The following is a 22,064-nucleotide window of genomic DNA, read 5'->3' as shown; positions in this document are numbered from 1 at the left end:
AAGGGCGGTGTCCTAGGCCACTAGACGAAGGGGACGCAAACCCTTCTATACAACTGATCAGTGCTGAGTACTGATCGATTCAAGGCCGGTGTGGCCAGACCTTGAACTGCAAATTTGGTGGAGCTAGACGGGATCGAACCGTCGACCTCTTGCATGCCATGCAAGCGCTCTCCCAGCTGAGCTATAGCCCCTCGTCGGTGAGGACGGGGCGAATCTTAAGGGGCGATCGGAAGGCTGTCAATTTTTTTTCCGTATTTTGAAAAAAAATTTGCCGGGATAACAACCACTTACCGCCCTGCCCCAAAAACCCTGGCTTTTTCAGCCTTAGCGGCCCGTGCCAACTCCCATAAACGGGGGGCCGCGAGCCGCCTGGAACCCACTTGGCCAGCGACCAATCGACCTGGCGCCTGAGAATCAAGCGTAGTCGAAAAGCCCGTAGCGCCTTGTAGCTCCCCTGCTGCGAAGCGCCGTCAGCCGATGGCGCCCAGCAATTTTTCCCACTCCTTGTTCTCTTTCTTCGACACGCCACCGAGCAGGTCGATGGCCTGGCGCAGACGGAAACGAGTAAGGTCAGGCCCCAGGATCTCCATGGCATCGAGCACCGACACCGAGCTGGCCTGGCCAGTGATCGCAGCGAACATCAGCGGCATGGCGTCACGCAGTTTCAGCTCCAGGGATTCAACCACTGCCTGAATGGTCGCAGTGATGCTGTCTTTCTCCCATTGGCGCAGGCTCTCGAGCTTCCACAAGATCAACTGCATCACTTGCCGCACCTGATCGCCAGAAAGCTTCTTGGATTCGAACAACTTGGCGTCCGGGGTCACGCCACCGGCGAAGAAGAAGCCGGCCAACGGCGCGATCTGGCTGAAGGTCTCCACCCGGCCTTGCACATGGGGCGCGATCTTCATCAGGTACTCAGGATTCAGCGCCCAGGTCTGCACGCGACTGGCGAACTCTTCCACCGGCAGGTCACGCAACCACTGGCCGTTGAGCCAGGACAGTTTCTCGATATCGAAGATCGGCCCACCCAGGGATACCCGCGACAGGTCAAAGTTATCGACCATTTCCTGCAACGAGAACTTCTCGCGTTCGTCCGGCATCGACCAGCCCATGCGCCCCAGATAATTGAGCATGGCTTCCGGCATGAAGCCCATGCGCTCATAAAAGGTCACAGAGGTCGGATTCTTGCGCTTGGACAGCTTGCTCTTGTCCGGATTGCGCAGCAGCGGCATGTAGCACAACTGCGGCTGCTCCCAACCGAAGTACTCGTAGAGCAGAATCAGCTTCGGTGCCGAAGGCAGCCACTCTTCACCGCGCAGCACATGGGTGATGCCCATCAAGTGGTCATCGACCACGTTGGCCAGGAAGTAGGTCGGCAGGCCATCGGTCTTCATCAGGACCTGCATGTCCATGCGATCCCACGGAATTTCGACATCACCACGCAGCAGATCAGGCACCACACAGACGCCTTCGGTCGGCACCTTCATACGAATCACATGGGGCTCACCGGCCGCCAGCCGCCGGGCCACTTCTTCCTTGGACAGCAGCAAGGCGCGGCCGTCATAACGCGGCGTCTCGCCACGAGCCATCTGCTCGGCGCGCATCTGGTCCAGCTCTTCGGCCGTGCAGAAGCATGGGAACGCGTGACCCAGGTCCACCAATTGCTGAGCATATTTCTGATAGATATCGCCGCGCTCGCTCTGGCGATAAGGACCATGGGGACCGCCCACATCCGGCCCTTCGCTCCAGTTGATGCCCAACCAGCGCAAGGCATCGAAAATCTGCTGCTCGGACTCGCGGGTCGAACGCAACTGATCGGTGTCTTCGATACGCAGGATGAACTCACCGCCATGCTGCTTGGCAAAGCAATAGTTGAACAAAGCGATGTAAGCGGTACCTACGTGGGGGTCCCCGGTAGGCGATGGCGCGATGCGCGTGCGGACGGTGGTCATGGCATATCTCGAAAAGATAGAAAAACGAGGAATAAAACAGGGGGCGAATGGTAACAGGCGACCCCGGCCCGGCTCCAGTAAGGAGGGCATTTAAGCCAAGGTTGCGACTACAGGCCGCCGCAGAGCCCATGAATGGTCAAGTATCAGCGCCTGGCATTTACCACCCACGGGCTATATGCCAGGTTCACCCGCTCATAAATTTTCTTACACTTTTTGATTGCGGCTGTGCGCCCTGGGATTTGACCTGTTCGGGCTCGCGAGCCTCTCTTCCGGAGTGCTCAACCCGGACCTCGCCGGGCCGCAGCGCAATCAGATCCAGATCATCCGCGCCCTGAGGCAGCCGCTGATCATGACCCACAACGACGCCTTCCAGGTTGTCGGCATCGCCCAAGGAGGAGAAGCCCACTGACCCACGAAATGCCTGCAGCAGTTGGCTTGCCAGCGAAGCCCCCCTCGAGCACCGCACAGGACTTGAGCCCCGCTTCGCCGGCCAGCCGGCTCCGGCCGTTAGACGGTCAGCAAGCGCTCGCGCAGCTTGGTGATTTCGTCGCGCATCTGCGCCGCCGCCTCGAACTCCAGGTCCCGGGCCAGTTGGTACATTTTTTCTTCGAGCTGGCGAATGCGCTTGGTGATTTCGCTGGGCGAACGCAGTTCGTTTTCGTAGCGGGCACTTTCTTCGGCGGCCTTGGCCATGCCCTTGCGCTTCTTGCTGCGCGAGCCCGGCACGGTGGCACCTTCCATGATGTCGGCGACATCCTTGAACACCCCTTTGGGGGTGATGCCGTTGGCCAGGTTGAAGGCAATCTGCTTGTCACGCCGCCGTTCGGTCTCGCCAATCGCCCGCTCCATGGAGCCGGTGATGCGGTCGGCATAGAGAATCGCCCGGCCATTGAGGTTACGCGCGGCGCGACCGATGGTCTGGATCAGCGAACGCTCGGAACGCAGGAAGCCTTCCTTGTCGGCATCGAGAATCGCCACCAGCGACACTTCCGGCATGTCCAGGCCTTCACGCAGCAGGTTGATCCCCACCAGCACATCGAAGGTGCCCAGGCGCAGGTCGCGAATGATTTCCACACGCTCCACGGTGTCGATGTCCGAGTGCAGATAACGCACGCGCACACCGTGGTCGGCCAGGTAGTCGGTCAAGTCCTCAGCCATGCGCTTGGTCAGGGTGGTGACCAGCACTCGTTCTTCCACCGCCACGCGCTTGGTGATTTCCGACAACAGGTCATCCACCTGGGTCAGGGCCGGGCGTACTTCCACCTGGGGATCAACCAGGCCGGTGGGACGCACCACCTGCTCCACAATGCGCCCGGCGTGCTCAGCCTCATAGTTGCCCGGGGTAGCAGAGACGAAGATGGTCTGCGGGCTGACGCCTTCCCACTCGTCAAAACGCATCGGCCGGTTGTCCAGCGCCGATGGCAGGCGAAAACCATATTCCACCAGAGTCTCCTTGCGCGAACGGTCGCCCTTATACATGGCGCCCACCTGAGGCACGCTGACGTGGGATTCGTCGATCACCAACAGCGCATCCGCCGGCAGGTAGTCGTACAAGGTGGGTGGCGCGGCGCCAGCGGGACGGCCGGAGAGGTAGCGCGAGTAGTTCTCGATGCCGTTGCAATAGCCCAGCTCGAGGATCATCTCCAGATCGAAACGGGTGCGCTGTTCCAGACGTTGGGCTTCCACCAGTTTGTTGTTGGAGCGCAGGTATTCCAGGCGCTCCTGCAGTTCCACCTTGATCCCCTCGATAGCGTCCAGCAGGGTTTCCCGTGGGGTCACGTAGTGGCTCTTGGGGTAGAAGGTGAAACGCGGCAGCTTGCGGATCACTTCGCCGGTCAACGGGTCGAAAGCGCTGATGCTTTCCACTTCGTCGTCGAACAGCTCGATGCGGATCGCTTCCAGGTCGGATTCCGCCGGATAAATGTCGATCACGTCGCCACGCACACGGAAGGTGGCGCGAGCGAAGTCCATATCGTTGCGGGTGTATTGCAGGTCCGCCAGGCGCCGCAGCAAGGCACGCTGGTCGAGCTTGTCGCCGCGGTCCACGTGCAGAACCATTTTCAGGTAGGTTTCCGGGCTGCCCAAACCATAGATGCAAGACACCGTGGTCACGATGATCGCGTCCTTGCGCTCCAGCAGCGCCTTGGTCGCCGACAGGCGCATCTGCTCGATATGGTCGTTGATCGAGGCATCCTTCTCGATAAAGGTATCCGAGGAAGGCACATAGGCTTCGGGCTGGTAGTAGTCGTAATAGGAAACGAAGTACTCCACCGCGTTGTTCGGGAAGAAGGCCTTGAATTCGCCATACAACTGGGCCGCCAGGGTCTTGTTCGGCGCCAGCACCAGGGTTGGGCGCTGCACCTGAGCGATCACGTTGGCAATGCTGAAAGTCTTGCCCGAACCGGTCACACCGAGCAGGGTCTGGTGCGCCAGCCCAGCCTCGATGCCTTCGACCAGCAGGCGGATGGCTTCCGGCTGGTCGCCGGCGGGCTGGAAGCGGGTGACTAGCTGGAATTCGGACATAACCTACCTCTGGGATCATTCGTGCGCGGCCATACCGTACAGGAACGAGAAAGACCGCGTACGACCCATGTCGCCGGGGAAAAAACGGGAATGTGCTAGATGTGGAGCCAAATACTACGGCTTTCAAGGGAAAGGCCTGACACCCGCTAACACCCAGGATGTTGCAATAAGACTAACGGTCGAAAAATAAAGCGAAAAACTTGCTGCAAAAGGTCAATCGACTGTCGCCCACCGCGATGATGGCCTCTATACTAGCTCCCCGTTTGTGCACCGCTCTAGTGCATTCGGCTGGAGCGCGACACGTCCCTCCACACTCCATTCAGAGCCGCCGTAAAAATGAGCCTGTTCTCCGCTGTCGAAATGGCACCACGCGATCCAATCCTGGGCCTCAACGAAGCATTCAACGCCGACACCCGAACCAACAAGGTCAACCTTGGGGTGGGCGTGTACTGCAACGAGGAGGGACGCATTCCACTCCTGCGCGCCGTTGTCGAAGCCGAGACAATTCGCGCCGCTCAACACGCTTCCCGTGGTTACCTGCCGATCGACGGCATTGCCGCCTATGACCAAGCGGTACAGAAACTGCTGTTCGGCAACGACTCGCCCCTGCTGGCCGCTGGCCGCGTGGTCACCACCCAGGCCGTTGGCGGTACTGGTGCACTGAAGATCGGCGCCGACTTCCTCAAGCAACTGCTGCCCAACGCTGTGGTCGCCATCAGTGATCCAAGCTGGGAAAACCACCGCGCACTGTTCGAAACCGCTGGTTTTCCGGTGCGGAACTACCGCTACTACGACGCCGCCACCCACGACGTAAACCGTGCCGGCCTGCTGGAAGACCTCAACGCCCTGCCGGCCCAATCGATCGTGGTGCTGCATGCCTGCTGCCACAACCCGACCGGTGTCGACCTGACTCCGCAGGACTGGAAAAACGTCCTGGAAGTGGTCAAGGCGAAAAACCTCGTGCCATTCCTCGACATGGCCTACCAGGGCTTTGGCGACGGCATCGACGAAGACGCCGCCGCAGTGCGCCTGTTCGCCGAGTCGGGCCTGACCTTCTTCGTGTCCAGCTCGTTCTCCAAGTCGTTCTCGCTGTACGGCGAGCGCGTTGGCGCTCTGTCCATCGTCAGCAGCTCGAAGGAAGAAAGCGCTCGCGTGCTGTCCCAGGTCAAGCGCGTGATCCGCACCAACTACTCCAACCCGCCAACCCATGGCGCAACCATCGTTGCCGCGGTGCTGAACAACCCGGAACTGCGCGCCCAGTGGGAGCAGGAACTGGCGGAAATGCGCCTGCGCATTCGCGGCATGCGCACCCAGATGGTCGACTTGCTGGCCAAAGGCGCCCCTGCGCACGACTTCAGTTTTGTCGGCCGCCAGTGCGGCATGTTCTCCTACTCCGGCCTGACCGTTGAGCAAGTGACCCGCCTGCGCAACGAATTCGGCATCTACGCCCTGGACACCGGCCGCATCTGCGTGGCCGCACTGAACCAGAACAACATCGACGTGGTGACCAAGGCCATCCTCCAGGTGATCTGATTCACGGCCGTCGCGCAAAAAGGGGAAGCCAGGGTGCTTCCCCTTTTTTGTGCGCGCTCAGCTAATACCCAGTCCAGCCCCCGCATCCTCTAGACTGAGGCCACGCCTCCCTTGCCGATCGAGAGTCCAGATGAAAAACGATGACCTGCGGGCCGACCGCGACGAACTGGAGCACTACTTGCCCCGCTCGCAGAAACGCGAAAAGAGCCTGGTGCTGCAAATCGCCCTCGGCGTGTTCCTCGGTGGTCTGGCCCTGTGGCTGGTGCAACTGGCAGCCACATCGCTGATGGCCAAGCTGATGCTGGGCACCCTGACCTTCGGCGGCTGAACCGACTCAACCCGCCAGTTCACGCATTCGCTGACTGGCGGCATCATCAAAGGCCACGTACAACGCCTCAGCGACCTGGCTCTTGATGGCCTTGGCACTCTCCAGCCCCAGGACAAAACCTTCGGCCTTGCCCGCCGCGCGGTTCAGATCCGCCGCTGCCGCTGCCTGGGTAATGGCATCCCACAACTTGTCGGCCTGAGGCCCGACTCCCTTGGGCAGGTTGATCTGCTCGATGCTCATGACAGCACCTCGCATCGCGATGCAAAAAAATGAGTGGGAACCTGGGATAAATCGAAGCGCATCATAAAAACGTACCTTTGCGGCTTGAGGCCGGCAGCGCGTGAAACCACTTCCGGGGAGCCATGGTAGCCCCTAACGGATCACGTACAGGCCCACTAGCCGATAAAACCCTTGAAGTAATGTCAGCAGATCATTCCGAACCTCGCTGCACTGAAAAAAACAATCACAGCTTGTTGACTTCCCTTTCTGAATCAGTAAGATACGGCGCATTCCGCGATAGCTCAGTTGGTAGAGCAAGTGACTGTTAATCACTGGGTCCCTGGTTCGAGTCCAGGTCGTGGAGCCATATTCCTACACTGATTTGCCTCAAACACAGCAAGAGCGCCCTGCTCTTTTGGCAAATCAGCAGAAAAAAACCACTATCAGTTTCATGATCCACATCTCAGCCAGACATGCGGATAAAGTGCTTTGCGAGCCGAATGGCTCAGGCAAAGGTCTGGTTGCCTTGCCGCAATGGCCTGACGTAGGCTGTGCGCTTATTTTTCCGGCCAGTCAGACAACGATGTTCCTGCCAGCACAGTCCCCGTGCCTCTCCCCCTCGATGAGCCCTTCGGCAACCCTGGCCGTTGCCCAGCATGATTGCGCGATCAACCGTCGCCGCCGCAGCGTCCTGTTCGCCTTCACCTTCTCCCCGCACTAAGGCAGTCGCTAACCGCGATTGAGCCTGGCACCGCCCCGCCACCTTTGGCGCCGATGCAGAGGCTGGCTCGCCAGCGAAGACGTCTCGAAGTGCAACGCACCATTCAATGACCGCTTCGCCAGCAGCCGGCCCCTACGCCGAGGGCACAGGCCCGGCTCTCGCCCGTATCTCGGCGGATGCTGTCACGCGGCGTCCGTAACATCTCCATTTTTCAGCGCCTGACGCTTCAGGCGCGAGTCTTGATCATGAACAAAGCCTTGTTAGCTGCCTTGATCCTGGGCATTTCCATTGTCGGCCTGAGCATCGGCTCCACAGTGCCGATCCTTGCCCTGCGCCTGTACCAGGCCGGCGCGTCGAACAACCAGATTGGCATCATGTCAGCCCTGCCTGCGGCGGGCATGATGCTTTCGGCATTCCTGGTCAATGCCTTGTGCCAGCGCCTGACCCGGCGCCAGATCTATCTGCTGTGTTTCAGCCTCTGCGCCCTGAGCGTGGCAGCCCTGGAACTGCCGGACGCCAGCCTCTTCAGCCTGGGATTGGCCCGGGTCACCATGGGGCTTGGGGCCGGGCTGATCATCATTCTCGGGGAAACCTGGGTCAATGAAATGGCCGAAGACGCCAGCCGTGGCCGCTTGGTGGCGGTCTACACCACCTGTTTCACCTTTTTCCAACTGCTGGGCCCTGGCCTGGTATCACTGCTGGGCACCGAGGGGCCGCTCGTACTCGCCATTGTCAGCCTCGGTTATGCCGTGGCGATCGCCGTGGTCTGGCTGACTCTGCCCCAGGAAGACTCCCCAAGTCCTCACGAGGAAAGCCGGACCTTCTCGGTGCTGGGCTTTATCCGCATCGCCCCGGCGTTGTGTGTGGGCATATTGTTCTTCGCCTTCTTCGACAGCGTCGTGCTGTCGCTATTTCCGGTGTACGCGGCCACTCATGGCTACAGCATCAAACTGGCGGCACTGATGGTGACCATCATTCTCCTGGGAGATACGGCGTTCCAGTTCCCCCTGGGCTGGCTCTCGGACAAGCTGGGGCGCCCGGGGATCTACCTCGGCTGCGGCATCATCGCTCTGCTGATAGGTCTGTGCCTGCCACTGTTGATGCAATCCCCCGGTCTGCTCTGGCCGAGCCTGGTCATCCTCGGCGCGGCGGCGGGCGGCATCTACACCCTGGCGATCGTGCTGATCGGGCAATCCTTCAGCGGAGCGGATCTGGTGACCGCCAATGCCAGCGCCGGTCTGCTCTGGGGCATCGGCAGCCTGCTGGGGCCACTGCTTAGTGGCGCCGCCATGAGCGGCGGCAGCTATGGCTTGCCCCTGACCCTGTCGGCGGCCGCCGCCGTGGTGGTGGTAATGGCTCTGTCCCTGGTGCGCCAGGGGCAGTTCAGCAAGGTCACGGAGTAACTCACGCTTCACAAAGAGGCGGCCTGGAAACATTCACAGGCCGCCTCGTTGTCATTACCATCGCGCCATCCGAATCCCTTGATGAAAACTGTGCAATGAACCGACCTCTGTGCCTCCTGTCCCTGTGGGGGCTGTTGTCTCTGTTACCGCTACAGGCCCTGGCCGCCTCCACGGTGGATTGCGCCACCCTGAGCGACAACGCTTCCCTGGAAGCCGGCGAGTACCGGCCGCCCCTGGAAGCCAAGGTCATAGGCCAAGGACGGTTGCACTTTCACAGTGGGCCGAATGCCGCCTGCGTGAACCAGAAGCTCTATGTGATTCCGGGCGACGGCCTGACCGTGTACGCCTCCAGCGACAGCGGCTGGGCCCAAGTCATGTACATCGCCAAAAACGGTGAGGACTACAGTGGCTGGGTCGAGGAAAAACGCCTGCAACTGGGCGGTCACTACGGCGGCCCACAGTTGCAGGCCGAGGTCACGGCCTTTATCCAGCGTCACGAAGATTGCCAGCACTTTGCCGGCGAGGAGGCGTATGACGAGGAGCGTCGGGCCGAATTGGAGAAAGCCGTTAACGACGTCTGTATCGGCCATGATCGCCAGCTCGCAACCTTGCGCGGGCAGTACAAGGACAACCCCGAGGCCCTGCAAGCCCTGGAGCCCTTGGACAACCTCGAATAATGACTCACCCATAAAAAACGGCGCCTTCAGGGCGCCGTTTTTTAATGTCGCAATGATTGCACTCAGTGCGTGGTTTGCGCACTGCCTCGAGCATGGCTCGGTGCCGAGCCGTCCCCAAGCGGATTCGACGACTGTCCCGAAACCTCAGCTACCAACGGTACTTCATTGCCTTCGGCATCGTGCAGCTTGCCACCGCTGAAGTAGTCCCCCTCACGCAGTACGGCAATGTCCTGGAAACGCAGGCTGCGCTCGGTGCCAGCGACGAACACCGACTGCTGGTCTGAGTTGCCTGCGGTGAAATGGTTGAACGCCAGGTTCAGCAGGATCGCCATGATCGCCGACGAGCTGATGCCCGAGTGGAAGATCGTCGCAAACCAGCTGGGGAAGTGGTCGTAGAAGCTCGGCGCAGCGATCGGGATCATGCCGAAGCCGATGGAGGTCGCGACGATGATCAGGTTCATGTTGTTGCGGTAGTCGACCTTGGACAGGGTACGAATGCCACTGGCCGCCACGGTGCCAAACAGCACGATACCGGCACCGCCCAGCACCGAGGTGGGCACCGCCGCAATCACCCGCCCCATGAAGGGCAGCAAGCCGAGGACTACCAGAAACACGCCGCCGGTAGCCACTACAAAACGGCTCTTGATCCCGGTGACTGCCACCAGCCCGACGTTCTGGGCAAAAGCACTCTGAGTGAAGGAACCGAAGATCGGCGCGATCATGCTCGACAGCATATCGGCACGCAGCCCATCCCCCAGGCGCTTGGAGTCGACCTTGGTGTGGATGATTTCACCCACCGCGAGGATGTCCGCCGAGGTTTCCACCAGGGTCACCATAACCACGATGCACATCGACAGGATCGCTGCGACATGGAAAGTCGGCATCCCGAAGTGGAACGGCGTGGGTAGGCCAAACATCGGCCCCTGAGTGACGCCGGAAAAATCCGCCATGCCCAGGAACACCGCGATCACCGTACCGATGACCATGGCAAGGAGAATCGACAGCCGGGAAATCGCCGCGCTGCCGATCTTGCTCAGTAGCAGCACCAGCACCAGGGTGAGGGCCGCCAGACCGATGTTCGACATGCTGCCAAAATCCGCCGCCCGACTATTTCCGCCCATGGCCCAGCGCGCCGCCACAGGCATCAGCGTCAAGCCGATGGTGGTGATGACAATGCCGGTGACCAGCGGGGGAAAGAACTTGGTAATGCGAGAGAACACCGGCGTAATCAGCAGGCCGATCAGCGACGCTGCAATCACCGCCCCCAGAATTGACTGGAAGCCGCCCTCGCCGCTGCTGGTGACAATCGCCACCATGGTCGATACGCCCGCAAAGGACACCCCTTGAACCAACGGCAGCTTGCAGCCGAAAAACGGCACGCCGAGCGTTTGCAGCAAGGTTGCCAACCCCCCTGCAAACAACGAAGCGGCGATCAGCAGGCCGATCTCTGCTGGCGACAGACCGGCCGCCTGGCCGACGATCAGTGGCACCGCAACGATACCGCCATACATGGTCAGAACGTGTTGCAGGCCATAAGCCATATTCGCGGCAATACCCAAATTTTCATCTTCGGGACGTTGCTGTGAAACCTGGGGCGTATTCATGGTGTGGGGTTCCCTGTTTTTGTTATGCGCACACTGTATGCAACAACAAAGACAACTGTCCATAGGATTGTATACAGTTTATCGGTCAATCTTCGGGCACTTCCCCCTGCTGATTCACCGATAAAAAGCCCCGCCCAGGTCGTACGGATCACCCTTTTCCAGCCTGAATGGCCGCCCCAGAGCCACCGCCCCACATCGGGCCGGCAGGACCTGTGCAGCAAGCCGACATCCTTGGCCCCAACCCCACCCGCTGAAACACAACGCAAAAAAAGGCCGATCCATTGGCTGGATTGGCCCTTGCTGCACACAAAAAGACCAATCAGTTGGCCGGTACGCGGATCTTGTACACATTGGGGGCGACACGAATCCACTGATCGCTGACCAGCGGATAGACCCGGGTCCGCGCCGACAAACGCAACAGCTGCGAGTTGATGTTGGCCAGGGTCTTCACGTTGCCGTCACGCTGATAGCTGAGCATGTTGTCGCGCACATTGATGATGGTGTTCCAGGTGTCCTTGTTATTGATGATGTACTGGGCATTGGTTTCGAATTGCTCACCCGGATCATCATTGCGGCCGTTCGGACCGAGAAACAGGTTCCAGGGCATCCAGGTGTAGAAGCCATGAAAGGTGTCCCAACCCAGGGGCCGTGGCGGCACGCCCGCATTGGCCCGCACCACGCCCCGACCGATCTCCTCGAGCAACGTCTTGGCCTGGTCATAATCCGCCGCCACCGGCGCAGTGACGTTGACTCGATTATCCTGGCCATAGCTGAGGAAACGTGCGCCAAAGCCGTCCCAGAAACCCTTCAGCTCCTTCAAGTGCCCACGCTGCACCACGGACATGTAGAAATCCCGCAATTGGTTGTAGGCAATGATGTGGTGTCGACTCACCGGCACCGTGAACGCCGGCCCGACTCCGGACGTCTTGAGATCGGCACTGTAGTTGTCGGACGGTGGATAGGGCGACCCGGCCCGAGCGTCCATGCTCAGGTTGTAGTTGCCGTCGGGGTTGGGGACCGCGAAGCTGCTGGTGGAACACAGGCTGACCACTGCCAGCAGCGCAGCGAACAGCCCCTGCCTGAAACGCCTCAGCGGTGTTGCGGTACTGCCGGACACCGTGGATCTATGTATTTTCTGCATGATTCTCTCCATAGAAAATTGCCGGTTTGCCGGTGGATTCTATGGAGCGCCAGCTTGGGATTTTAATCGGGAAGTGCTTCCGTATTCGGCTCCCGCTCCCGGTGCGACAGGTGGTGATCAGGCCTCCAGCAAGCGCTCGAGCACTCTCGACAACTCGGGATGCTCCGGCAGACGCAAGGCAAACTCGTCCTGCAACAACTGCATCAGCTCCCCCGCCTTAGTGATCTGCCGCCGCTCGCTGGGCTGCCCCACGCGATGCAAAGCGTAGCTGCCGTTGTTCAGGGTTCGGCGCACCCCCGGCCCTATCAGCGCCACCTTCAACTGACCGAGGAAAGGCGAGTCACGGTGAGTCGAGACGTACCAGTTGCCCATTTCGTAGTCCACATCGCCCTGTATCTGCAGATCAAAGACGTACAGGGCCCGCCACTCATCCATGACCTTGGCGCGCAGGGTGTAGCTACCGTCTCGCTCGGTAATGCGATAGGGCTCGTGGGGTGTTGCCTGCTCTGCTTCGGTATCGAGCAGCAAGGGCGCAGTGGGCACCATGCCGCCGAAGCCGACATCGGCGATGTAGCGCTGCCCGTCCAGGTGCAGCAGCGTCAACCTGTGACTGCGCGCGGTGAGCGCATCCTCCGGCCCCCCCATGACCACCCGCCCGGTAATGCCACGCGCCTCATAGCCCAGATGCTGCAACAGCACCAGGAACGTCTGATTGAGTTCATAGCAATAGCCACCGCGCCCCTCTCGCAGAATCTTGCGTTCCACCGTGCCCAGGTCGATGGGCACCGGCAGGCGCAACAAGGTAGAAAGGCTTTCGAAGGCAAACTCGCAGACATGTCGCCATTGCAGTTCTCGCAGGGTTTCCAGGGTCGGCGGCGGCGCGCTGTGGTAACCCAGTCGGCGCAAATAGAGGTCAATGTTCATCAGGTGCGGCTGGCTCATGCACAAATCCTTGAAATGAGTGTCGCGCAGGGCTCCGGAGATTCTTGTGCCGATCCGCTTGTCCAGCACCGGTCCCTGCCAGGTCAACGATAGGTATAAGCCAGAAACGGGGCATTCCAACAATCGATTCGGCTGATATTTTTTATCGCATTGGCCCGGGATTGGCTCTTGCCAAGAGCTGACGGTGATTCTGTAGTAGCCACCGCCCTAGCGGCCTCGCCCAGGCGCAGCGAGCGTCCTGCCTGTGGCTCAAAAATCATTCGGCACGGGCCTTCTACCGGGCCCAGGGATATGACGCCGCAGGCACCACCCCCTATGAGCTTGGTGGCAATCCCTACGCCAATCAGATCTTCTGCAAAGCCTGACAATGACTCAACGGTCGGAGCGCTGCAACAGATCCTCGGCGCTCTCCACCGCCAGGGCCATCACCCGATTGCGCCCCGTGGCCTTGGCCTGATACAGCGCTGCATCCGCCCGTTCAATGAAGACTTCGATGCTGTCGCGCCCCGTAGGAACGAAGGAGTAACAGCCCAGACTGATGGTCACGCGCCCCACTGGAGAACCGGAATGGCTGATGTTGCGCTCCATGACGCTCTGGCGAATCTGCTCGGCCATGGCCAGGGCACCGTGGATATCGGTATCGGGCAGCAGCACCGCGAACTCTTCCCCGCCATAACGCACGGCCAGGTCGGTCTTGCGATGACAACACCCTTTCAGGGCCTGGGCCACCTCTGCCAGACAATGATCGCCGGCCACATGGCCGTAGGTATCGTTGTAACGCTTGAAGTAATCGATGTCGGCAATGATCAGGCTCAGCGGCGTGCTCTGCCGCGCCCCGCGACCGAACTCGATCTCCAGGGAGCGCTCGAACAGCCGCCGATTGCCCAAACCGGTCAGGCTGTCATGGGTGGCAATCACCTCCAACGCCTCCTGGGCCTTGCGCAGATCGGTTTCGATCCGCTCGTTGTTGCGCACCTGGCTCACAAACACCCAGCCGAACAGTCCCACTCCCAGCAGCACCAGGGCGACGATGGCCGTGGATTGATAGGCCGAGGCGTACCAGCCCTTGAGAATCGAGTCCTTGGAGTTGGCCGCCGCCACCACCAGCGGATACGCCTGCAACTGGCGATAGCCATACAAGCGCGTCACCCCATCCACGATCGAGGTGATCATGGCGTTGCCGGAGGTGGCCTCAGGCAGGTACTTGCTGAAAATCTCGCCACGGGACAGGGAGGCCCCCACCTGCCGCTCCTCGAATGGCCGCCGCGCGATCAGGGTGCCATCGGACAGGGCGAGAAACATCACGCCCTGCTCATCGATATTGAAGCTTTTGAAGAATTGATCGAAGTAAGCCAGCTTGATGCCGGCCATCAGCACGCCCTGGAAGTTCCCGTTCTGGTCATTGATCCGCCGCGAAATGGGAATGATCCACTCGCCGTTGGCGCGACTGCGAATCGCCGGACTGATATGGGCCTGCAGCGAAGCGTTCTGCTGGTGGAACCTGAAGTAATCACGATCTGCCACGTCCTTGCCATGAGGCGAATCGTTAAAGGAACTGACCACCCACTGGCCTTGCTTGTCATAGAGAAACACTCCGCTGAGTTGCACCAGGGCCTGTACCCGCCGAGCAAAGATCTGTTGCAGGCGCAGCCGTTGCACGGGCCCCTCGCCGATGGCCTGGATCCACTCGGACAGGCTCATCAGCACCAGGTCGGCCTCCATGAAGGTGTCCTCCGCCTGCTGGGCAATGGCCCGAGTCAGGTTGGTGGAGTTGACCTCTGCCTGCGCCAGGTCATGGCGCCAGGACTGCTCTAGCTGGAGGTAAAGCAAACCGCACAGGCACAGGAACACCGTGGCGATAAAGGCCACCGCGGCCTTGAGCAGCGGCAAGCGTTTCAAGGTGCCACCCGGGGCGTGTTGAGCGTCGTAAATGGGGACAGGCAAAAGGGGCGTCCTGACGGGAAAAGCCTGAACTACGCGGCAGATCCCTGGTTGTTTTCGAGACCGGTTCACTGACCAGCATCCTGTAAAACATCGGCTCCATGGCGTTCAAACACAGGCCAGGGGCCGCTCGCAACCGCATCCGATCTAGCCCCTTGCAGGGGTTATCGGCCGCAGAGGACGATGCCTAAAGCGCGGATCGTCGGCTGGAACAATATTCGACGATGACCTGAGTCAGTGTCGCCACAACGGCCGGGTCCGCGTCGGACGCAGTAAACAGCCGGAACTGGGCCTGAGGCAACTCCGGCAAACCGTATTCCGCCCCCAGTGCACACAGCCCTGCTCCCAACTGACTGACCGCCATGGGCGCCACGGCGAAGCCCGACAGCACTGCGGCACGCAAGGCCCCATTGCTGCTGCAGAGCATGGCCGTACGCTGAGCGATGCCGGCTTTGGCCAACCGCCCCAGTGCCACCGCCCGATAAGGACAAGGCTCAGGAAACAGCGCCAGGGGCAAAGGCTCGGGCAAGGGTGCCACTGATTGTGGCAGCCCGGCCCAGACCAGAGGTTCGGACCAGAGCAACTGGCCTGGCGCTGCTGTTTCGCACAAGGACCCCACCACCAGCTGCAAACTGCCCTGAGCCAGAAGATCAAGGAGGGTACCGGGGATGCTCACCTGCACATCGAGCTGGATACCCGGGAACTGCCCGGCAAAATCCAGTAGCGCGCGCAACAGACGGGGCTCGGCAAAATCCTCCGCCAATCCAATCCCCACACGCCCATGGAACGGCACCCGGGTCAACTCGGTCCAGGCGTCGCGATTCAACGCCAGAATGGCTCGGGCGTAGGCCATCAGCCGCTCGCCATCGGCTGTCAGTTGCTGTGAGCGGGTGGTGCGTTGCAGCAACGGCTTGCCGACCTGCTGTTCCAGGCGCCGCAGATGGCCGCTGACCGCCGACTGGGTCAAGTGCAGTTTTTGTGCTGCACGACTGAACCCCTGTTCATCGACAACAGCGACAAAGGTACGGAGCAGCAAGGCATCGAACATATTTCATATCGCCATTAATAAGCCTTAGATCGACAATTTATATTTACAAATAAGCTATGTTGCAATAGCGGTCATCCCTGTCCACCAAGAGATTCGTTCATGACCCGGCTCCTGCACATCCAATGCTCGCCTCGTTTACGTCGCTCCGCCTCCCTGGAAATCGCCCGCAGTTTTATCCAGCGCTATCAACAACAGGTTCCCGACACTCAAGTCAGCACCCTGGACCTTTGGAGCCTGGAACTGCCGGAGCTCGATCAGACGGCAATGGACGCCAAGTACGCCCGACTCGGTGGCCAGCCGTTGAACGCTGGCGAACAAAGCGCCTGGGACCGACTCCAGGAACTCGCCGCGCCCCTGCATCAGGCCGACCTGTTGGTGCTCTCCGTGCCGCTGTGGAATTTCAGCATTCCCTACAAGCTCAAGCATTTCATTGACCTGGTATCGCACCAGGGAATCCTCTTCAGCTTCGACCCCGAGCACGGGCTGCAGGGCCTGTTGCGCGAAAAGACAGCGGTGGTGAGCTACGCCCGCGGGCTGGATTTTTCAGCCCAGTCGAACACTCCGGCCCAAGCGTTCGATTTCCAGAAACCCTACATCGAGGCCTGGCTGAACTTCATCGGCATTGCCGACCAGCACTCGCTGGTGGTGGAGAAAACCATTCTCGGGCCAGACATCGACCAGGCCTCCCGGCAAGCAACCGCGCGCCAGGCACACGGCCTGGCCGAGCAACTGGTAGCGCGCCGCCCCTAGTACTCGAAAAAGACCGGTGGAGCGACTGACAGTTTCCGCCGGTCTGCTCTGGTCCTTCCTCAACCCCCTGCTCATGCTGCTGGTATACACCTTCGTTTTCAGCGTGGTGTTCAAGGTGCGCTGGGACACCGGCAGCGACTCGAAAAGCCAATTCGCCTTGCTGGTATTCACCGGCATGATGGTCTTCAACCTGTTTTCAGAATGCATCAGCCGTGCTCCGGGCCTGATCCCGAGCAACGCCAACTACGTGAAGAAAGTCGTGTTCCCCCTGGACCTCCTGCCCGGCGTGATACTCGGGGCCGTGCTGTTCCATACCCTGGTGAGTTTCATCGTCTGGCTGATCTTTCATCTACTGGTCTTCGGCCTGCCACCGTTCACCACCTTGCTGTTTCCCCTGGTACTGCTGGGGCGTCGTCCCCGATATCAGCCTATGGCTGGGCCAACTGGTGGGTGCCAGCACTGTGGCTTTTCTCGGACATGCGTGGTTCGAGAAGAGCCGCCAGGGGTTTGCCGATGTGCTCTGATCCTGTGATCAAGACCCTGGGCCTGGGCAAGTGCTATCAGATCTACGACCAGCCTCGGGATCGCTTGCTGCAATTGCTGCTACCTCGCGGTAAACAGCGCTATCGCGAGTTCTGGACATTGAAAGAGGTCTCACTGGAGATTCGCAAGGGCGAAGCCCTGAGACTGCCGGTGGTCAGCACCGACTTTGGCGAAATGAGTGTTCGCCGTCATACACCGGGAGTTTTTCTCAGCGATACCGCCGCGGACATTCCCCAAGTGATGCGCCAAGCCCTGGCGTTCAGCGAGCCACTGGCGAATACCCTGCAGTTCGGCGAGGCCAACTCTTGGACGAAACGTTTCGAGGTAGCCCTTGCCGACCCAATCAACCAACCAACGTCGAAGCCATTTCCGGCGCCTGCAGCCGCTCACGCCCGTTGTTCGTCGAATGGCATAAACATCGAGGCATGATCCGCTTCTATGGCAAGTTCTTTCGTGATGATTATCCGAAGGTTCTTTCCTGGTGCATTTGCGCGGGGGTATGGCTGAGGTTCGGCGCAATCGTGGGGTACTACTCTGCGGTGCGCTTGAGGCAGATAATCGGCGTAACTCGATGACTCACCAATCGTCCCCCGTCCATCCCGGGGACAAACAAATTGCCCCTGCGCTTTCCTGATAAACTCCGCGCTATCAGATCTTTTGTTCACGATGCGAAGAAGCTTGCTTCATTTGCCGCCGTAACGTCTCAAAGCAGAACCTCATGTCCTTGAACAACGAAGCCTCCCTACAGCAAAGCTTTTCCCGTCGTTTCTCAGTGGCGCCGATGATGGATTGGACGGACCGTCACTGCCGATTCTTCCTGCGTCTACTGTCCAAACACACCCTGCTCTACACCGAGATGGTCACCACCGGTGCGCTGCTCAACGGTGATCATGAACGCTTCCTGCGCTATCACCAGTCCGAACATCCTTTGGCACTGCAGCTGGGCGGCAGTAACCCGGCGGACCTCGCGGCCTGCGCGCGTATGGCCCAGGAGCATGGTTATGACGAGGTCAACCTGAATGTCGGTTGCCCAAGCGATCGGGTGCAGAACAATATGATCGGCGCCTGCCTGATGGGGCATCCGGCGCTGGTGGCCGATTGCGTGAAGGCCATGCGCGATGCGGTGTCGATTCCGGTGACGGTCAAGCATCGCATCGGGATCAACGGTCGTGACAGTTATGCCGAACTGTGTGATTTCGTCGGCCAGGTCCAGGATGCCGGCTGCACCAGTTTTACCGTGCATGCACGGATCGCGATTCTCGAAGGGCTATCGCCCAAGGAGAACCGGGATATTCCACCGCTGCGCTATGACGTGGCGGCACGGTTGAAGGCGGATTTCCCGCAGCTGGAAGTCATCCTTAACGGTGGAATCAAGACCCTGGAGGCCTGCCATGAACATCTGCAGACCTTTGATGGGGTGATGTTGGGTCGTGAGGCCTATCACAATCCCTATCTGCTGGCCGAGGTGGACCAACAGCTGTTCGGCAGCACCGCACCGGTCATTTCCCGGGCCGAGGCCCTGGCGCAGCTGCGACCTTATATTGCCGAGCATCTGGCTTGCGGCGGCGCGATGCACCACATCACTCGCCATGTGCTGGGACTGGGGACGGGCTTCCCTGGGGCTCGCAAATTTCGCCAGTTGTTGTCGGTGGATATTCACAAGACCAAGGACCCACTGGGCCTGCTGGATCAGGCCGGGCAACTGCTTGAAGGGCGTTAACCATCAGCCGGATTGAACCTGATCTGGCTTTTGGTATCTCAATTACCTGAATCACGCCCCAGCATTCAAACACCTGTTTTCAGGCCGCCGCCCTTGGGGCCGTTGTAAGCCTTCCGCGCCCTTGAGCGCCTGACAGCGCTCGGGTAATGTCATCAGACCCATAGGACAGAGCACGCTCATGACTTCCAAGCTGGAACAACTGAAGAAAATCACTACCGTGGTAGCCGATACCGGCGACTTCGACGCTATCGCCCGGGTCAAGCCGGTGGATGCCACCACCAACCCTTCGCTGCTGCTCAAGGCTGCCGCCATTCCTGGCTATGCCGACCTGTTGAACGCTTGCGTCAGCGACTGCAAGGGTGATGTCGGTCTGGCCAGCGATCGCTTTGGCGTAGCTGTCGGCCAAGAGATTCTCAAGGTCATTCCCGGTCGTATTTCCACTGAAGTGGACGCCCGGCTGTCGTTCGACACTGACGCGATGCTCAAACGCGCCCATCGCCTGGTCGAACTCTATGAAAAGGCTGGCGTAGGACGCGATCGAGTGCTGATCAAAATCGCTTCCACCTGGGAAGGCATTCGTGCCGCCGAGAAGCTGGAGCGTGAAGGCATCCAGACCAACCTGACCCTGCTGTTTTCCTTCGCTCAGGCCGTGGCCTGCGCCGAAGCTGGGGTCTTCCTGATCTCGCCATTTGTGGGTCGGATCTACGATTGGTACAAAAAAGCCAACGGCAGCGACTACACCGGCGCCGATGATCCGGGCGTACAGTCGGTCACACGCATCTACAACTACTACAAGGCCAACGACTACAAGACCGTGGTCATGGGTGCCAGCTTCCGCAACCTGAACCAGATCGAGCAACTGGCCGGCTGTGACCGCCTTACCATCAGCCCAGACCTGATCGAGAAGCTGGCAGCCGACACTGGCCAGCTAGAGCGCAAGCTGAGCCCGGGCAAGACCGGCGAAGCCCGTCAGAGCCTGAACGAATCGCAGTTCCGCTGGGCCTCCAATGAAGATGCCATGGCCACCGAGAAACTGGCCGAGGGCATTCGCCAGTTTGCCCGTGACCAGGAAAAGCTCGAAGCCCTGCTGGCTGCCAAGCTCTGATTACTCAGTACCAACGCAAAAAGGGCGAACCCTCACAGGTTCGCCCTTTTTTATGCCGTGCGTTTCAGCGAATCAGTGACGCTCCAGAGCGTTTACCAGATCGTGGAAGGCTTCGCGGTTGGAGTCGTTGAGCCCCATCAAGATCTTGTGAGCCTCCAGGACCTTAATCCGCACCACTTCTTCCGACTGGTCCTGGGAAGGCAAGTCGGCCAGGCATTCCGGGCAAGGAATCGGACGATCGACGATGTTGAACACCTGATCGAAGCCCATGGACTGCAACAGCCGGGTAATGTCTTCGTGGGTGGTGACGACGGTGGGCAATAGACCTACCTTCTGCCGCGATAGGATCGACAACTTGGCCAGCAGGCCCAGAGTAGTGCTGTCGATGCTGCGGGTTTCAGTGAGGTCGATCACGATCGCCGAGAAATTCAGCGCAGTGAAAATCCGCTCAATAGTCGCATCCAACGCCGAACACAGGGTCAGGCGCACTTCACCGATGAACTTCAGGACAAAAGTGCCGTCCTGCTCGGCGAACTGGATTCTACCGGTACTCATTAAAGGTTCCTGCTCAACACTAACAGGGCGATATCATCCGGCATCTCCCCTAGCGTGGCCAATCCAAAAACTTGCCGCAGGCCATCCAGGCTGCCGCCCGCAGCTCTCACCCGTTCAGGCAAGGCCGCTTCTTTTTCTTTGAGTGTAGGTTCGGGCAAAAGGTCCAGAATGCCATCGGACATCAGCGTCAGGCTGAACACCGGGGGCAGTTCCAGAATGTGGTCTTCATAGGTAGCCTCGTTGAACAGCCCCACCGGCAAACCACGCCCTTCCAGATAACGCACACTGTCTGGTGTGTACAACACCGGCAACGGCAAGTGCCCGCCAATGCTATAGGTCAACAAACCAGTCTCCTCGTCGATAACTCCACCGACCATCGTGACGTGTTTGCCCAGCTTACAACTGATCAGGCCACGGTTGATATGGCCCAGTACTTCCGAAGGCTTGAATTCCGGCAAAGTACCGTTGCGCTTGGATTCGAACAGCAGGCGCGTGGTCATGAACTTCAACAGCACGGTGACGAAGGCTGATGACGCACCATGGCCGGAAACGTCAGCCAGGTAGAAGGCAACCCGACGCTCGTCGACGCGGAAGTAGTCGACGAAATCCCCCGACAGGTAGAGCGAAGGGATGATCTGGTGCGCGAAATTAAACTCATCGATCGACCAGGGACTGGTGGGCAGCATGTTCATCTGCACCTGGCGACCAGCGTTCTGATCTTCCTGAAGCAGATTGAGGCTGGCCTCAAGTTCGCGGTTGGCGGCTTCGAGCTTTTCTCGATAACGCTGGTTTTCCAGCAACAAGCGCGCTCGATCCAGGGCTCGACGCACTGAGTGCTCGAGCACGGCCAGATCTTCCAGAGGCTTGATCAGGTAGTCCGCCGCACCCAGGCGCAGTGCTTCAACCGCGTCATTCATCACGCCCGCCCCCGAAACCACTATCACCGGGGTTTGCGGCGACAACTCGGTCACTTGACGGATAAGTTCGAGACCGCCCATCTGCGGCATGCGCAGATCGCAGATCACCAGATCGGGGTTGTCGCGCTGGAATACCTGAAGACCCTGCTGGCCGTTAGCAGCCTGCAGTACGCTGAAGCCACTGTCTTCCAAATAGGCCGCGAGACTCGCGCGTACTACTTCGTCGTCATCGATTATCAGCAGCGTGGCACTGGTTTTTTGCATGTGGGCAAACGGCGCCAGAATTAGGTTGGCGTAGGTGGCTTGGCCCAAGGCCTGGCGCACGCTACTGGATTCGCTTTCTAGCCACTCTGAAGTGGAGCCAGGACCTTCAGCCCTGCACGCCCGCTCATCAGAGGTGCCCTTCTAAGGCGCAGACGGTACTCCCATCCGCGGGGCGTTT

Annotated in this window: 19 protein-coding genes, 2 tRNA genes and 2 pseudogenes; 12 read left to right on the top strand and 11 right to left on the bottom strand. The window is 59.8% G+C overall.

Translation table 11 applies throughout. The annotated features are described in order from the left end of the window. Nucleotides 1–115: 115 nt before the first annotated feature. Both PQT43_RS24030 and gltX read right to left on the bottom strand, forming a co-directional pair. Nucleotides 116–191 (bottom strand) — tRNA-Ala (locus tag PQT43_RS24030). 279 nt (nt 192–470) lie between these two features. Next, the gene (gene gltX, locus PQT43_RS24025; RefSeq protein ID WP_102882514.1) at nt 471–1,952 is read right to left on the bottom strand and encodes a glutamate--tRNA ligase; all 1,482 of its coding nucleotides are present in this window, start codon (nt 1,950–1,952) and stop codon (nt 471–473) included. A gap of 223 nt (nt 1,953–2,175) precedes the next feature. Between gltX and PQT43_RS24020 the strand changes: the two are divergent. Continuing rightward, nucleotides 2,176–2,304: pseudogene (locus tag PQT43_RS24020) on the top strand (hypothetical protein); the annotation flags it as partial. 155 nt (nt 2,305–2,459) lie between these two features. On the opposite strand, the gene uvrB reads toward PQT43_RS24020, so the two are convergent. After that, nucleotides 2,460–4,475 carry an excinuclease ABC subunit UvrB gene (gene uvrB, locus PQT43_RS24015; protein WP_102863684.1) on the bottom strand — a complete coding sequence of 672 codons (2,016 nt, stop codon included), beginning with the start codon at nt 4,473–4,475 and terminating at the stop codon, nt 2,460–2,462. A gap of 336 nt (nt 4,476–4,811) precedes the next feature. Here uvrB and PQT43_RS24010 point away from each other — a divergent pair, with 336 nt between their 5' ends. Together PQT43_RS24010 and PQT43_RS24005 are read left to right on the top strand one after the other, a co-directional pair. Further along, a complete protein-coding gene (locus tag PQT43_RS24010; protein ID WP_102882516.1) occupies nt 4,812–6,008 on the top strand; it encodes an amino acid aminotransferase in 1,197 nt (398 codons plus the stop codon). Nucleotides 6,009–6,138: 130 nt separating this feature from the next. Continuing rightward, on the top strand, nt 6,139–6,336 hold the full coding sequence (locus PQT43_RS24005; protein WP_011060362.1) for a hypothetical protein: 198 nt from the start codon (nt 6,139–6,141) through the stop codon (nt 6,334–6,336). A 6-nt stretch (nt 6,337–6,342) separates the two neighbouring features. Here the strand turns inward: PQT43_RS24005 and PQT43_RS24000 are convergent, their stop codons facing one another. Beyond that, nucleotides 6,343–6,576 carry a hypothetical protein gene (locus tag PQT43_RS24000; RefSeq protein ID WP_102863689.1) on the bottom strand — a complete coding sequence of 78 codons (234 nt, stop codon included), beginning with the start codon at nt 6,574–6,576 and terminating at the stop codon, nt 6,343–6,345. A gap of 270 nt (nt 6,577–6,846) precedes the next feature. Here PQT43_RS24000 and PQT43_RS23995 point away from each other — a divergent pair. From PQT43_RS23995 to PQT43_RS23980, 4 genes are all read left to right on the top strand, one after another. Then, nucleotides 6,847–6,922: transfer RNA gene (locus tag PQT43_RS23995), tRNA-Asn, on the top strand. Further along, nucleotides 6,914–7,276, top strand: a complete 363-nt coding sequence (locus tag PQT43_RS23990; RefSeq protein ID WP_253084540.1) for a hypothetical protein — start codon at nt 6,914–6,916, stop codon at nt 7,274–7,276. Before PQT43_RS23995 ends, PQT43_RS23990 begins: the two co-directional genes overlap by 9 nt. 245 nt (nt 7,277–7,521) lie before the next feature. Continuing rightward, a complete protein-coding gene (locus tag PQT43_RS23985; RefSeq protein ID WP_253084539.1) occupies nt 7,522–8,679 on the top strand; it encodes an MFS transporter in 1,158 nt (385 codons plus the stop codon). Nucleotides 8,680–8,774: 95 nt separating this feature from the next. Further along, the gene (locus tag PQT43_RS23980; RefSeq protein WP_267269688.1) at nt 8,775–9,356 is read left to right on the top strand and encodes an SH3 domain-containing protein; all 582 of its coding nucleotides are present in this window, start codon (nt 8,775–8,777) and stop codon (nt 9,354–9,356) included. Between the two features lie 62 nt (nt 9,357–9,418). Here the strand turns inward: PQT43_RS23980 and PQT43_RS23975 are convergent, their stop codons facing one another. The 5 genes from PQT43_RS23975 to PQT43_RS23955 all read right to left on the bottom strand — a co-directional run bounded on the left by PQT43_RS23975 (nt 9,419) and on the right by PQT43_RS23955 (nt 16,032). Then, nucleotides 9,419–10,960, bottom strand: a complete 1,542-nt coding sequence (locus PQT43_RS23975; RefSeq protein WP_102863693.1) for a nucleobase:cation symporter-2 family protein — start codon at nt 10,958–10,960, stop codon at nt 9,419–9,421. 319 nt (nt 10,961–11,279) lie between these two features. After that, a complete protein-coding gene (locus PQT43_RS23970) occupies nt 11,280–12,101 on the bottom strand; it encodes a hypothetical protein (protein WP_170002237.1) in 822 nt (273 codons plus the stop codon). Between the two features lie 117 nt (nt 12,102–12,218). Continuing rightward, complete coding sequence (locus PQT43_RS23965; protein ID WP_267269686.1) at nt 12,219–13,043, bottom strand: arylamine N-acetyltransferase family protein; 825 nt, start codon at nt 13,041–13,043, stop codon at nt 12,219–12,221. A 372-nt stretch (nt 13,044–13,415) separates the two neighbouring features. Next, complete coding sequence (locus PQT43_RS23960; RefSeq protein WP_102863697.1) at nt 13,416–14,987, bottom strand: sensor domain-containing diguanylate cyclase; 1,572 nt, start codon at nt 14,985–14,987, stop codon at nt 13,416–13,418. Nucleotides 14,988–15,171: 184 nt separating this feature from the next. After that, nucleotides 15,172–16,032 carry a LysR family transcriptional regulator gene (locus PQT43_RS23955; RefSeq protein ID WP_102882520.1) on the bottom strand — a complete coding sequence of 287 codons (861 nt, stop codon included), beginning with the start codon at nt 16,030–16,032 and terminating at the stop codon, nt 15,172–15,174. Nucleotides 16,033–16,131: 99 nt separating this feature from the next. On the opposite strand from PQT43_RS23955, the gene PQT43_RS23950 reads away from it, so the two are divergent. From PQT43_RS23950 to tal, 5 genes and pseudogenes are all read left to right on the top strand, one after another. Beyond that, nucleotides 16,132–16,782: an FMN-dependent NADH-azoreductase gene (locus PQT43_RS23950; protein ID WP_253084537.1), complete on the top strand. Its 651-nt coding sequence runs from the start codon at nt 16,132–16,134 to the stop codon at nt 16,780–16,782. A 16-nt stretch (nt 16,783–16,798) separates the two neighbouring features. Then, a pseudogene (locus PQT43_RS23945) lies at nt 16,799–17,188 on the top strand (ABC transporter permease); the annotation flags it as partial. 122 nt (nt 17,189–17,310) lie between these two features. Beyond that, nucleotides 17,311–17,754, top strand: coding sequence for a hypothetical protein (locus PQT43_RS23940; protein WP_272754768.1), 444 nt, complete (start codon nt 17,311–17,313; stop codon nt 17,752–17,754). A gap of 289 nt (nt 17,755–18,043) precedes the next feature. Further along, nucleotides 18,044–19,045, top strand: a complete 1,002-nt coding sequence (dusA, locus tag PQT43_RS23935; RefSeq protein ID WP_272754767.1) for a tRNA dihydrouridine(20/20a) synthase DusA — start codon at nt 18,044–18,046, stop codon at nt 19,043–19,045. 178 nt (nt 19,046–19,223) lie between these two features. Beyond that, nucleotides 19,224–20,150: a transaldolase gene (tal, locus tag PQT43_RS23930; RefSeq protein ID WP_102863751.1), complete on the top strand. Its 927-nt coding sequence runs from the start codon at nt 19,224–19,226 to the stop codon at nt 20,148–20,150. Between the two features lie 72 nt (nt 20,151–20,222). Here tal and rssC read toward each other — a convergent pair whose 3' ends face one another. Continuing rightward, complete coding sequence (gene rssC, locus PQT43_RS23925; RefSeq protein WP_102863752.1) at nt 20,223–20,705, bottom strand: anti-sigma factor antagonist RssC; 483 nt, start codon at nt 20,703–20,705, stop codon at nt 20,223–20,225. Further along, nucleotides 20,705–21,886, bottom strand: coding sequence for a two-component system response regulator RssB (gene rssB, locus PQT43_RS23920; protein WP_102864100.1), 1,182 nt, complete (start codon nt 21,884–21,886; stop codon nt 20,705–20,707). The genes rssC and rssB overlap by 1 nt, the downstream gene beginning before the upstream one ends. Between the last annotated feature and the right edge of the window lie 178 nt (nt 21,887–22,064).

Origin of the sequence: Pseudomonas sp. BLCC-B112, from assembly GCF_028550695.1 — a bacterium.
Lineage (GTDB): Bacteria > Pseudomonadota > Gammaproteobacteria > Pseudomonadales > Pseudomonadaceae > Aquipseudomonas > Aquipseudomonas danubii.
The sequence above is the reverse complement of the archived record's forward strand: the minus strand, read 5'-3'. Positions and strand labels throughout refer to the sequence as shown.